At 73.9% G+C, this 12,350-nt stretch carries 10 protein-coding genes; 5 read left to right on the forward strand and 5 right to left on the reverse strand.

The window, feature by feature from the left end; genetic code table 11:
• Positions 1–431: 431 nt before the first annotated feature.
• Together ACZ31C_RS11375 and ACZ31C_RS11380 are read right to left on the reverse strand one after the other, a co-directional pair.
• Complete coding sequence (locus ACZ31C_RS11375; protein WP_465795167.1) at positions 432–3,086, reverse strand: hypothetical protein; 2,655 nt, start codon at positions 3,084–3,086, stop codon at positions 432–434.
• On the reverse strand, positions 3,083–4,420 hold the full coding sequence (locus ACZ31C_RS11380) for an SWIM zinc finger family protein (RefSeq protein WP_465795168.1): 1,338 nt from the start codon (positions 4,418–4,420) through the stop codon (positions 3,083–3,085). Before ACZ31C_RS11380 ends, ACZ31C_RS11375 begins: the two co-directional genes overlap by 4 nt.
• A gap of 79 nt (positions 4,421–4,499) precedes the next feature.
• Here ACZ31C_RS11380 and ACZ31C_RS11385 point away from each other — a divergent pair, with 79 nt between their 5' ends.
• The gene (locus ACZ31C_RS11385; RefSeq protein WP_465795169.1) at positions 4,500–4,970 is read left to right on the forward strand and encodes an SRPBCC family protein; all 471 of its coding nucleotides are present in this window, start codon (positions 4,500–4,502) and stop codon (positions 4,968–4,970) included.
• Positions 4,971–5,038: 68 nt separating this feature from the next.
• Here ACZ31C_RS11385 and ACZ31C_RS11390 read toward each other — a convergent pair whose 3' ends face one another.
• The 3 genes from ACZ31C_RS11390 to ACZ31C_RS11400 all read right to left on the reverse strand — a co-directional run bounded on the left by ACZ31C_RS11390 (position 5,039) and on the right by ACZ31C_RS11400 (position 9,105).
• Positions 5,039–6,310 (reverse strand): multidrug effflux MFS transporter, encoded by a 1,272-nt coding sequence (locus ACZ31C_RS11390; protein WP_465795170.1) that lies wholly within the window; start codon positions 6,308–6,310, stop codon positions 5,039–5,041.
• A gap of 190 nt (positions 6,311–6,500) precedes the next feature.
• A complete protein-coding gene (locus tag ACZ31C_RS11395) occupies positions 6,501–7,463 on the reverse strand; it encodes a PLL family lectin (protein WP_465795171.1) in 963 nt (320 codons plus the stop codon).
• A gap of 49 nt (positions 7,464–7,512) precedes the next feature.
• Positions 7,513–9,105 carry a GMC family oxidoreductase gene (locus tag ACZ31C_RS11400; RefSeq protein ID WP_465795172.1) on the reverse strand — a complete coding sequence of 531 codons (1,593 nt, stop codon included), beginning with the start codon at positions 9,103–9,105 and terminating at the stop codon, positions 7,513–7,515.
• 216 nt (positions 9,106–9,321) lie between these two features.
• Between ACZ31C_RS11400 and ACZ31C_RS11405 the strand changes: the two genes are divergently transcribed.
• From ACZ31C_RS11405 to ACZ31C_RS11420, 4 genes are all read left to right on the forward strand, one after another.
• On the forward strand, positions 9,322–9,954 hold the full coding sequence (locus ACZ31C_RS11405; RefSeq protein ID WP_465795173.1) for a hypothetical protein: 633 nt from the start codon (positions 9,322–9,324) through the stop codon (positions 9,952–9,954).
• 58 nt (positions 9,955–10,012) lie between these two features.
• Positions 10,013–10,528 carry a sigma-70 family RNA polymerase sigma factor gene (locus tag ACZ31C_RS11410; RefSeq protein ID WP_465795174.1) on the forward strand — a complete coding sequence of 172 codons (516 nt, stop codon included), beginning with the start codon at positions 10,013–10,015 and terminating at the stop codon, positions 10,526–10,528.
• Positions 10,518–11,369 carry an RICIN domain-containing protein gene (locus ACZ31C_RS11415; RefSeq protein WP_465795175.1) on the forward strand — a complete coding sequence of 284 codons (852 nt, stop codon included), beginning with the start codon at positions 10,518–10,520 and terminating at the stop codon, positions 11,367–11,369. Before ACZ31C_RS11410 ends, ACZ31C_RS11415 begins: the two co-directional genes overlap by 11 nt.
• Positions 11,370–11,588: 219 nt before the next feature.
• Complete coding sequence (locus ACZ31C_RS11420) at positions 11,589–12,350, forward strand: DeoR/GlpR family DNA-binding transcription regulator (protein ID WP_350697838.1); 762 nt, start codon at positions 11,589–11,591, stop codon at positions 12,348–12,350.

The following is a 12,350-nucleotide window of genomic DNA, read 5'->3' on the forward strand; positions in this document are numbered from 1 at the left end:
ATGCCGACCGCGCTGCCGACCAGCAGGCCACCCACCGTCGCCCACTTCGCGCCGATGACCGTCTTCAGCAGGGCGTCGAGACCGAGACCGGCCGCGACGCCTGTCGCCAGGCCGGCGGCAAGGGCCCACCAGCGATGGCGTACCCCCTCCGCGTGCTGGTGGAGGACGGGCGGCAGCGTGGCCAGGAGGATGCGTCGGCGGGTGGTAGGGGATCAGTAGCACCAGGGCGACACCGACGTTCGCCCCGACGGCCAGGGCCGACAGGCCGAAGGCGGCCGCCTGGTGCAGGTCGACCGGCTCGGGGTGGACGTCCGGAGAGCGTCGCCAGAACCGCCGCCAGTTGTCGGCGGGAGACCGCCCGGGTGCGGCCCGGGCGGTCTCCGTCGTCGGTGGCGGTTCGTTCACGTGTTCCGTCGTCGGTGGCGGTTGACTCACAGGTTCTGTAGCGCCTGGTGCAGGCGGCGGGCCTCGGTGACCAGTCGGCTGGATCCACCTCGGGCGGCCACCTCGGCGAGGCCGGGTACGTCGAGGCGTACCCCGGTGGTGGTGGCGGTCTCGGTGGCCAGGGTCAGCATGTCGATGGTGCCGCGTGGCGCGGTCCGCGCGGTCAGCAGTGTGGGCAGCGTGGCGGCGAGCAGCCGCCACACGGTCAGCGGTGCGCCGGCCTGGGCGGCGTCGCGGAGTGGCTCGACGACCCGCGACAGTTTGACCCGTTCCCCGGTGACCAGGGAGCCGAGTGCCGTGCCGGTGCCGGTCGCGTCGAACTGGTCGGCGGCGGCGAGCGTGAGCAGGGCGTCCAGGGTGGCGACGCGGTCGGGGGCGTGTCGGGCCCCGAGGCCGTACGCCATCGCCAGGTCGAGGGCGATCCCGCCGGGGCCGGTGGTCTCGGCGAGCAGTGGCAGCACTGACGTGCCGTCGCGTTGGTCCAGGTCGGCGGTGTTGGCGACGAGGGGGAGTACGCAGGCGGCGACGACGCCCCGGTGACCGGGCAACAGCGAGGGCCACAGATTGACCCATCCGGTGTGCTCCACGCCGATCGAGGTCGGGTGCAGGGTGAGCAGCCCGTCGGGGTCGGCGTGACCGTCGGGCGGACTCAACTCGACCAGGAGCCGCTCCGGCGGCATGTACGGGTGGTCGAAGTTGTACTGGCCCTTGCGCTTGCGCCGCAGGGTGCTCTGCCGCATCACCGGCTGCGGCAGTCCGCCGTCGCGCAACCAGGCCGCGAGGCGGTCACCGGCAGGGGTGCCCAGCGCCGCCGCCTTGCCGGCGACCGCCTCGTCGGCGTCGGTCGGCAACCGCAGCAACGCCTGGGTCAGGTCCCAGTGCCCGGGCATACGCGCACCGAGCGCCGCCAGTCGTTCCACGAGCACCAGCGGGTCGATGACGCCGTTGGCGGAGGTGGGCAGCGCCAGCAGCCCGGTGTCGCCTCGGTCGGTGACGTGTGCGCCGATCTCGACGAGTCGGGCGCGCAGCAGCCGGTGAATCGGGGGCACCCGGGGGTTCGTGCCGACCAGCTCCGGTGTCGACGGCTCGCTGCGGCGGACGGCCGCGAGCAGCGCCTGCCATCGAGACCGGGGCTGGGTGGGCTGGTCGACTCCGGCGCTGGTGAACACGTCGACGAGCACCCGGCAGAGGCAGAGCGGATCGTACTTGTGCTCGTTTGCCCACGACCAGTGCTGGCGTTCGATCACCGGGTCGAGGGCAGCGCGTACCCGCACGGCGTCGGTGGCGGTGAGCCGGACCAGCCCGTCCAGGATCCGTTCCAGCGACGCGCCTTCGTAACGGGTGCCGAGCAGCGCGGCGACCTCCTCGGCCAGCTCGTCGACGCCGGTGATCGGCTCGGGGGCCGGGGCGGGTGGCGTCGGGGCGGGCAGGTCGTCGCCGCGCGGGCCGGTGACCGCCGGGCCGAGGTCGGGTGGGACCGGCGCGACGCCGTGACGGGTGGCCAGGGCGGCGGCGCGGTCGCGCAGCTCGACGGCGGGATGGTCGGCACCGAGCGCGATCACCTCGGCGATCTCGCTGGCCCGCTCGGCGTGCTGGCGGGCCAGCTTGTCGAGCCAGGTGAGCTGGGTGCGGACCAGCGCCTTGTCCGGTCGGGTGAGCACCTGGCGGGACGCGTCGAGGACCGCCTCCAGCTCCAGGTCGGGCACCTGACGCAGCGCCTTCTGCGCCATGGTGGCCACCGGTGCGGGCGCGTCGGTGAGCAGGCGCAGGTGGTCGGTGGCGCGGGCGGCGACCTCGGCGGTGCTCAGCGTGAGCAGACCGAGCAGGGTGGTGAAGGCGCGCAGCGCGGTCGGTCGGTCACCCCGCAGCAGGCGGCCGAGCGCACCGTCGACGAGTGCCGTCCGCTCGACCACCCCTTCGGCGGCGAGCTGGGTCAGCGCGGTCAGCAGGGCGTGCCGCTTCGGCTCGTCCCAGCTCTTCCAGTGCACGTCGAACATCATCTGGGTGCCGATGCCGTCCACCTCGAACAGCCGGGTCAGCATGGCCGGGAGGAACGGGTCGTCGCGGATCCGGTCCGCCACCGGGGTCGGGGCACCTCGGCGACCCCGGTCCGGAAACTGCACGGCGGTCAGCCAGAGCTGCACCGAGCGTTCGTCGGTGGGTGGCGGCGACCCCTCGACCCGCAACACCTCGGCGACGAACAGCCAGTCGTCGACCCAGGTTCGTTGGCCGAACCGCGCGGCCACCCGGTAGGCCAGGTCACCGAGCCAGGGGACGCCGCGCTCCTGCGCGACGGCGAGGACCAGCCTGGCGGCGCGGGTGCCGTCCACCGGCACCGAGGCGCGCCCGACGATCGCAGCGGCCTGGGCGGCGGTCGGCAGGCAACCGACGACGGCGACCGCGAGCGCGGTGCCCGACCCCGTGGTCCACCACGTCTCTCTGTCCCGCTTCTTGAACCAGGCGGTCAGCTCCACACCGATCTCGCGGCGGCGCGGCTCGGGCAGCCCGACCAGCGCCTCCGCGACCTGCTCGGCGGAGCCGTTGCCGACCAGGTCGAACAGGTCGCTGGTGCCGCCCTCCGTCAACTCCCGCCGACGTCGCGGCATGCTCTTGATGATCTCGACCTGCGTAGGACGCCTCACACCCGCTCCTCGACCCGGTTGGTGACCATCATGCGGGCGGCCAGAGCGTGCCGGCACGGCCCCCGTTGTCCCCGGTGCTTGGCCCACCAGGGACAGGTGCAGGTGAGCGCGCCGTCGGGCAGCAGCCGGACCCGATAGACCTGGTCGCCGCTGCGGATGGTGGCCGACGCGCCGTCCACCTGCACCGCCCCGGCGTCGAGCAGGGCCCGCGCGCCGACCAACCGGGGGTTGTCGCGTTCGGCCCGGCCCGCGTCGTAGGGCATGACCCGGTGGAAGTACGCCGCCTCGGAGACGTCGTACCCGACGCGGCCGGCGGTGCCGAGCTGCGCCAACGCGCCCCGGACCCGGTCGGCGTCGATGCCCGCCTCGCCGGCCAGCCGGTCCACGTCGACGGTCGGGTCCCAGGAGAGCAGCGCGGAGACCAGCTCGGCGTCGTCGACCACGTCGTCACCGGCGAGCGCGGTCAGCGCCGCGCCCTCGCCGGAGAAGCCACGGTAGGGCTCGGGGGAGAGGGTCAACGACAGCCGGAGCGCCCCGGTGTCCAGCTCCCACACGCTGGGCAGCGGCGCGGACCCGGCCCGCACCGTCGGGCCGTACACGCGGAGGGTCTTCGCGAAGCGCAGCATCGGCTGCAGCGCGACCAACCGGCTCGGCCCGGCCAGGCAGACCGCGCCGGGGACCGGACGGGAGGTCAACCGCAGCGACCGGCCGGCGGGCACCACCCACAGCACCGAGCGGCTGCCGCCCTTCGGCAGCCGCCGCAGGAACGCGGTGGCCTCGGCCGCCGACAGCTCCGCGCGGGGCTCGAAGCGGGCGGCGAGCACCTGGACTTCGGCGAAGCCGCGCAGCCAGCGCACCGGCAGCGGGACCTTCTTCTCGACCACCTCGCCGTCCATCGTCGAGACGGTCAGGTCGTCGGGGCCGACCGACATGTGCAACGGGTCCAGCCCGCCGACCCGCGACAGCGCCTCCCGCAGCGGCGTGTTGACGTCCACGTTGGTGGTGCCGTGCTCGACCACGTCACCGTCGAGGCCCTCGGGCAGCGCGTCGAGGCGCGCGTACACGCCGCAGCAGCCGGAGAAGGACTCGAAGCGCAGCCGGTCGCGGCTTCCGGTGACCACCGGGTCGAGGCTGGCCGGGTCGACCGGCCGGTGGTAGCGGGTGCGGGCCACCTCGGCCACCGCCAGCAGGCCGATCGCCGCCGCCTGCGGCGTGGTCAGGAAACCACGGAAGAAACGGGGATTCGGGGTGGGCCCGCCGCTGGTCTGGAGGGCGAGTGCGCCGCCGCCGAGCGCGGAGGGGGCGAGATACCGGTACGTCTGCACTGCGTTCACGCCGTCGGACGGTAGAGCACGCCTGCGACACGGATCGGTGCGCGCCGGTTTCGTCACCGCTGGGCGGTAGCGTCCGCCCATGTACACGACCCAGGTCACCGCGCACGTCGCGGCACCGCGCCCGGCGGTCTACCGGGCACTGCTGGACCCCGACGCGGTCGCGGTGTGGCGGGCGCCGGAGGGCATGACCGGCCAGGTGCACCACTTCGAGGCACGCGAGGGCGGTGCGTTCCGGGTGTCGTTGACCTACGACGCGCCCGACGCCACGGGCAAGACGGCGGCGCACACCGACACCTACCACGGCCACTTCCGCCGGTTGGTGCCGGACGCGCTGGTGGTCGAGGTGCTGGAGTTCGAGACCGACGATCCCGCCCTGCGCGGTGTCATGACGATGACCACCACGCTCAGCGACGCCGACGGCGGCACCGACGTGCACGTGGTGCACGAGGGCGTGCCGGACGCCGTCCCCGCCGCCGACAATGAGACCGGCACCCGGATGGCGCTGGCGAACCTCGCCCGCCTCGTCGAGACGGGCGAGGCGCACCGATAGCCGCAGTCCACTGCGGGCCGCCGACGGCCCGGCCGCTGACGGGGCACGGCCCTCGACCGAACCGGCGGTCAGTGGACCGCGACGGCCAGCGGCTTCGCGTCGGGCTCCGGAGCGTCGAGCTGAGCCGGTCGCACCATGAGGTGCAGCACGACCAGCGCCGACGCCATGCCACCGGCCACCACCACGGCCATCGCCACCGCACCGTTGCCGAGCACCCCGACCATCGGCGCGGCCACCGCTCCGATGCCGAACTGCACCGCGCCGAGCAGCGCGGAGGCGGTGCCGGCGGCCTCGCCGTGCCGGGTCAGCGCCACGGCCGGGGCGTTCGGCAGCGCCAGGCCGGCGGCGGCGAGCACCACCCACAGCGCCGCGAGCAGCGCCGGCAGGCCACCGAGTCCGGTCGCAGCGAGGCCGAGCAGCACCAGACCGGCGACGGTGCCGACCAGCAGGGCGCTGGCCAGGATCCGCGGCGGCGAGTGGCGCCGCAGCAGGCGTACGTTGGCCTGGGTGGCCGCGATCAGACCGATCGCGCCCGCGCCGAAGGCGAAACCGAACTGCTGCTCGTCGAGGCCGTACTGCTCCTGCAGGACGAACGAGGAGCCGCTGACGTAGGCGAAGATCGACGACATCGCCAGCCCGGCCACGAGCACCAGCCCGACGTAGGGCCGGTCGCGCAGCAGCGAGCGGTAGAGACGCGCGGTGGGGACCACGCCGCCGCGCTGACGGCGGGCCGGCGGCAACGTCTCCCGCAGACCGAAGACGGCGACCAGCATCAGCAGGACGCCGAAGACGGCGAGCGCGGCGAACACGCCCTGCCACCGGGTCCAGCGCAGCAGTTCGCTGCCGAGCGTCGGCGCGAGCACCGGCGCGGCCCCCATCACCAGCAGCAGGCGGGACAGCACCTGCGCGAAGGCCCTACCGCTGAACAGGTCGCGGACCACGGCCATGGCGATCACGGCGGCGGCTGCGGCGCCCAGGCCCTGGACGACCCGCAGCGCGCCGAGCACGGCGACGTTCGGGGCGAGCGCGCAGAGCACCGAGGCGACGATGTGCAGCGCGGTGCCGGCGATCAGCGGCTTGCGCCGACCGACGGCGTCGGAGAGCGGGCCGATCAGCAGTTGGCCCAGGGCGAGGCCGACCAGCGTGCCGGTGAGGGTCAACTGGACCGCCGCCGAGCTGGTGGCGAGGTCCTCGGCGATGGCCGGCAGCGCCGGAAGGTACATGTCGATGGTGAGCGGCCCCACCGCGATCAGGGAGCCGAGGACGAGGATGAGCCGCACGCGTTGCCGGGGGCTCATCAGGTCGCCCGGCATCAGCGCGCCCGGCGGCGGGGCGCTCATCGGAGGATCTCCGGCCGGTCCGGACGCTGAGCAGGCAGTGGTGCGACGGTCATATCTGGCTCCAACCCGCAACCGGCGAGCTGATTCCCGGTCGACGTATTGGTAACGCAGCTCACAGCCGGTCGGGCGCGGGTGACCACCCGGTCGTCGGAGTGTGGGCGGACCGTCGGGTCGACGGCCCGCCCGACCGTCAGGACGACCCGATCAGCGACCGGTGGACCTGCTGCTGGGAACCCTGTACGAAGAGGTGCACCTGGCCGCCGTACTGGGTGGTGCCGGGCGCCGAGACCAGGTCGACCGGGCCGGTCGCCGTCGACCATCCCGACCAGGTGCCGGTGGTCAGCGTGTAGGCGACGGTGCGGACCGTGCCGCTGCCGGCGTCGCTGACGTACAGGCGCAGGTCACCGCCGTACACCTGGGCGGCCGGGCCCGACGGAGCACCCGCCGAGCCGGGCACCGTGGACCAGCTCGTCCAGGTGTCGGTGGACAGGTCGTACCGGACGGTGCGGAGATTGCCGGCCGGGCCACGGACGAACACCCACAGCCAACCCCCGTAGACCGCGGTGGCCGGCGCGGAGGTCGCGCCCTGCAGACCCGCCGGCGTCGACCAGGCCGACCAGGTGTCGGTGGAGAGGTCGTACCGGGCGGTGCGTAGGACGCCCACCGATCCCCGGACGAACAGGTGCAGATAGCCGCCGTACACCGCGACGGCCGGCTCCGACGTGACGGCGCCCGACCCGGGCACTGTCGACCAGGCCGACCAGCTCGCGGTCGTCAGCGAGTACCGGGAGGTCCGGATGGTGCCCGCCGGTCCCCGGACGAAGAGGTGCAGGTCACCGCCGTAGAGGATGACCGCCGGTGCGGAGGCCGCCCGGGCCGGGCCCGGCACGGTCCGCCAGCCCGACCAGGCCTCGGTCTCCAGGGAGTACCGGTTGTGCACCACGCTGTCGCCGGGGCCCTCGGCGACCAGGTGCACCTCCCCGCCGTAGACGGTGGCCGCCGGTCGGGACAGCACCGGGGTGGTGCCGGGCACGGTCGTCCAGCCCGGGGGTGACGATGGCTGTGCCGGGGCGGCGCCGGCCGGTGCGGCGGACAGCACCGTGCCGACGAGTGTGAGGGCGAGCAGGCGGCTGACCAGCCGCACGCGGCGCATCGATGACATGGCAGACTCCAAGGTGGACGGTGGCGGAAGCATACCGCCCTCAGGCGGCGCGGATGAGGTCTGCGGCGCGCCACGCCAGTGCCATCACCGGCGCGTTGAGATAGCCGCTGACCAGGGTCGGCAGCACCGAGGCGTCCACCACGCGCAGACCCGTCACGCCCCGGACCCGCAGCTGCGGGTCCACCACGAAGTCGTCGCCGGGACCCATCGCGCAGGTGCCGACCGCGTGGTACCCGCAGTACCCGAGCGCCAGCCCCGCCTGGATGATCTCGTCGTCGTCGCGGACGGCCGGGCCGGGCAGCGTCTCCACCGATATCCGCTTGGCGATCGGGCCGGTGGCGAAGAGTTCCCGAGCCCGCCGGAAGGCGTCGACCGCCACCCGCCGGTCGTGCGCCGCGTCGAAGTAGCCGGCGACGATCCGAGGCGGTGCCTCCGGGTCGGCGGAGGTGATGGCGAGGCTGCCCTCGCTCTCCGGCCGGGTCACCGTGACCTGCGCCATCAGCCCCGACTCGGCCTCCAGCTCCAACGCGCGTCCGGGCCGCCGGGGCGCCGCCGAGAAGGGCGCGACGAGCAACTGCGCGTCCGGGTGCCGGGCGGTGGGCGTGGAGCGGAGGTACGCGCCGACGTCGTACACCGGCAGGGCCAGCGGACCTCGCCGGGTCAGCAGGTAGCGCAGCAGCTCCCGGCCCTGCCCGAGCGGCCCGCTCAGGCGTGGGTTGTAGCCGACCCGGCCGGTCAGCCGGAACTGGATCGGGGTGGTCCGGTGCTCGCGCATCCCGGCGCCGACCCGGGGCCGGTCGAGCAGCACGTCGACCCCGGCCCGGCGCAGCGTGTCGGCCGGGCCGATCCCGGAGACCTGCAACAGGTGCGGGGTGGCGATCGCCCCGGCGGCGAGGACCACCTCCGCCCGGGCCCGGAAGTCGACCGGCTGCCCGCCCCGGTGCGCGCGCACCCCGACCGCGCGACCGTTCTCCACGAGGACGCGACGGACCACCGTGTTCACCGCGACGTGCAGGTTGGGCCGGTGCCGGACGGGGTGCAGGAAGGCGTCGGCGGCACTGCTGCGGCGACCGTCGCGGATGGTGGCCATCAGGTAGCCGATCCGCTCACCGTCACCGGCGTTCAGGTCGTCCGTCCGGCGCCAGCCGAGTTCCTCCCCGGCCGCGATGGTCTCCTCGCAGACCTCGTCGGTGCCGGTGGCGGTGGACAGTCGCAACGGCCCGCCGACACCACGGACGTCCGAGGCGCCCAGCGGGTTGTCCTCCAGCCGCTTGAAGATCGGCAGCATGGTGTCCCAGCCCCAGCCGGGGTTGCCGAGGCGCTCCAACTCGTCGTAGTCGAGCCGGTCGCCCCGGGCGTACACCATGCCGTTGATCGAGCTGGAACCGCCGACGAGGCGTCCGCGCTGCCAGACCTCGCGCCCGCCGGAGGGCACCTCGGCGGGGTAGTGCCACGCGGTGCGCCGGTCGTCCATCAGCTTGCTGAAGCCCTTGGGGATGCGGACCCACGGGCTGCCGTCCCAGCCGCCGGCCTCGATCACCAGCACCCGGACGCCGGGGTCCTCGGTCAGGCGGTTGGCCAGCACGCAGCCGGCCGAACCCGCGCCGACCACCACGTAGTCGTACTCCGTCATGGGGAATCCTCCGGTTCGGCGGCCCGGCAGCGGACTTACCGTATTGCCTCGGTCACGCAAAAGGAAGAAGTCGTCGATACGTACGCGATTTCCGTACGCAGAGTGATCATGCGTCGTGGTGAAACCACCGCCGTACGCCAGGCGTCATGAGGCTGTACGGACCGACACCCGGACCGGTCGGACGGGCTCGGGGCGGTAGCCGGAAGGTGGGAGGCCATGATGGTGACGGGTAGGTGGCTCGCCGGTACGGGCCTGGTGGCGCTGGTCGCCGCCGCGGTGGGGGTGTATGGGGTGGCGTCGGCGTCCGAGAGTGCGCCACCGGCGGTCGCGCCGCTGTCGATGGCCGCGCCGGTCGTCGCGGCGACGCCCCAGCCGACGCCGAGACCGACGGTGGAGCCGGTACTCTCCGGCACACGCCGGGTCACGATCGTCCGGGTCGGCGCGTTCGAGTCCGGGCTGTCGTTGCTCGACGGCGGGCGGCTGGCCGAGGTGGACGACGACCAGGGGCGGCAGGTGTTCGTGCCGACCCCGCTGGGCGGGCAGGAGTTCCTGATCAAATCGTACTACGGCGGCGGCACCGGGCGGCCGGTCTGCTGGCAGGCGCACAACCCGGGCAACTCCCGACCGCTGGTGGTGCGGGGTGCCACCTGCCGGGCCGGTGATCCGCTCCAGCGGTTCGTCGTCACCAGGGCGCAGGGCGGCGGCGCCCGTGAGTTCGTCATCAGCAACAGTTGGGCCTACCTGCGGACCACCGCGCGCAACGGGCTGATCCTGGAGGAGCTGGGCGACGCGTCGCCGTTCGACAGCTTCCGGTTCAACGACACCGGGCCCGCGCCTCGGCAGGGCTGACGTTCGGCGGGGATGTGGCATGACCAGGAGCGACCGGAACGGCTGGAGACCGTGATCGATGCGCGACGCTGACGAGTTCGACGCCTTCTACGCCGCGTCGGCCCAGCGGGTGCTGGGCCACCTCTACGCCATGATCGGCCGTCGGGCCGAGGCGGAGGACGCGGTGGCGGAGGCGTACGCCCGGGCCTGGGACCGGTGGGCGACCGTCCGCGAGTGCGACAGCCCGGAGGCGTGGGTGCGCAGCGTCGCGTACCGGGTGGCGGTGAGCGCCTGGCGCAAGGCGGTCAACCGGCTCACCGCCCACCGGCGGCAGGCCGCCGAGGAACACGTCGAGGGCAGCTCGGTCGACCACGTCGCGATCGTGGCCGCGCTGCGCCGCATCCCCGCAGACCAGCGCCGGGTGGTGGTCCTGCACCATCTGGTGGGCCTCAGCGTGGCGGAGATCGCCACCGAGGCGGGCACCAACGTGAACACCGTCAAGACGCGGCTCGCCCGGGGGCGACGCGCCCTCGCCGCCCATCTCGGCGACGACGAGCCCCAGGTGACCAGCGGAGGGAGGGGACATGAGCGCTGACCGCGAGCTGGACGACGCCCTGCGCGGGTTGGCCCGGCACGGCGGGCAGGGCCGGGTCCACGCCGCCGCCGAGATCCGGCGTCGGGGGGACACCCGCCGTCGCCGTCGACACGTCGCGACCGTCACGGTCGGAGTCCTCCTGGTCGCCGCGCTCGGCGCCGGCACCGCCGCCATCCGCCTCGCCGGGCCGCCGCACACCATCCCGGTCGGACCGGCCGGACCGACCCCGGTCCCGGCCACCGACCCGCCCGAGGTCACGCCGGGTCCCCACACCGTCGCTCCCCCCACCGGCTCGTCTAGTCCGTCCACCGCGTCGTCCCGCCCCGGCCCGGACGGCGCCCGGCCGTCCGTCACGGACCCGTCCAGCCCCGCCTCGGGCACCTCCGGTTCCCCCTCGGCGGGCGCGGGCGGGGTGCTGTCCGGGCAGCGCCAGGCCACCGTCGTCCGGGTCGACGGGATCGGCGGGGTGTCGCTGCGCGACGAGGGTGGTCTCGGCGAGGTCGACGGAGACGAGGGCGACCAACTGTTCGTCTTCGTGCCGCAGGGCGGCGACACCTATCTGGTCCGGGTCGCCGGGGCGGGCGACACCTGCTGGGAGTCGCGCTCCTCGGGCAGTGCCGCGCTGCGGGTGGTGGGCGCCGCCTGTGACCCGGACGCGCCAAGGCAACGTTTCTCGATCGTGCGGGACGGCGAGCGGGGCGGCGCTCCCACGTACGCGATCAGCAACCTGTCCGCGTACCTCCAGCACTCGCCGACCCGGGGGCTGATCCTCGAGGAGCTCGGCGACGCATCGCTGACCACCCGCTTCCGGCTGGTCGACAACGGGGCCGCGCCGGACTGACGAGACGACGCCCGAGCGGGCGCACCGGGTGCTGATCGGGCAAGGCGGGGCGTCAAACGGGCGGTCGTTCTGCGCGGTAAAGGGGTGATGCCCGTTATGCGCTGCCCGTTCGGGCTGGCTTACGGGCAACAAACCCACCAGAATCACCCGCATGTGACCGGAGTCACCTTGCCGTCCACGGTGGTACAAAAAGACACACACACCGACGGGAGGTGCACAGTGGACGCGAACCAGCGCCGCCACCACATCCTCGCCGTCGCGCGCCGACAGGGCGACGTGGACGTCCGCCACCTCGCCGCCGAGCTGAGCGTCGCGCCGGAGACCATCCGTCGCGACCTGAGCCTGCTGGCGCAGCAGGGCCTGGTCCGCCGGACACACGGCGGCGCCTACCCGATGGAGACCGCCCGCTTCGAGACGACCCTGGAGACCCGGGCCACCCGGATGGTCGTGGAGAAGCGGCGGATCGCCACCGCAGCCGTGGAACATCTCGGCGACGCCGAGTCGATCTTCATCGACGAGGGTTACACCCCGCAGCTCATCGCCGAGGCGCTGCCCACCCACCGGCAACTGACCGTGGTCACCGCCTCGCTGCACACCGCGGCGACACTGGCCGCGTACCCGTCGGTCACGGTGCTGTTGCTCGGCGGCCGGGTGCGCGGACGCACGCTGGCCACCGTCGACCACTGGGCCACCCGGATGCTCGCCGGCTTCGTCATCGACCTGGCCTACGTCGGGGCCAACGGCATCTCCCGCAAGCACGGGCTGACCACACCGGACCCGGCCGTGGCCGCCGTGAAGGCCCAGGTCATGTCGGTGGCCCGGCGGGTGGTGTTCGCCGGGGTGCACACCAAGTTCGGCGGGCACAGCTTCTGCCGGTTCGCCGACGTGGCGGACCTCGACACCGTCGTCACGGACACCGCGCTGCCGGCCTCCGAGGCGCACCGCTACTCGCTGCTCGGCCCGGTGGTGCTGCGCGTCTGA

This window comes from Micromonospora sp. NPDC023869 (genome assembly GCF_055559695.1).

Bases quoted from the DNA above. Each gene is read 5' to 3' on its own strand.
- ACZ31C_RS11390 (WP_465795170.1), bottom strand. From the start codon at position 6,310: ATGAGCGCCCCGCCGCCGGGCGCGCTGATGCCGGGCGACCTGATGAGC.
- ACZ31C_RS11400 (WP_465795172.1), bottom strand. From the start codon at position 9,105: ATGACGGAGTACGACTACGTGGTGGTCGGCGCGGGTTCGGCCGGCTGC.
- ACZ31C_RS11395 (WP_465795171.1), bottom strand. From the start codon at position 7,463: ATGCGCCGCGTGCGGCTGGTCAGCCGCCTGCTCGCCCTCACACTCGTC.
- ACZ31C_RS11385 (WP_465795169.1), top strand. From the start codon at position 4,500: ATGTACACGACCCAGGTCACCGCGCACGTCGCGGCACCGCGCCCGGCG.
- ACZ31C_RS11410 (WP_465795174.1), top strand. From the start codon at position 10,013: ATGCGCGACGCTGACGAGTTCGACGCCTTCTACGCCGCGTCGGCCCAG.
- ACZ31C_RS11415 (WP_465795175.1), top strand. From the start codon at position 10,518: ATGAGCGCTGACCGCGAGCTGGACGACGCCCTGCGCGGGTTGGCCCGG.
- ACZ31C_RS11405 (WP_465795173.1), top strand. From the start codon at position 9,322: ATGATGGTGACGGGTAGGTGGCTCGCCGGTACGGGCCTGGTGGCGCTG.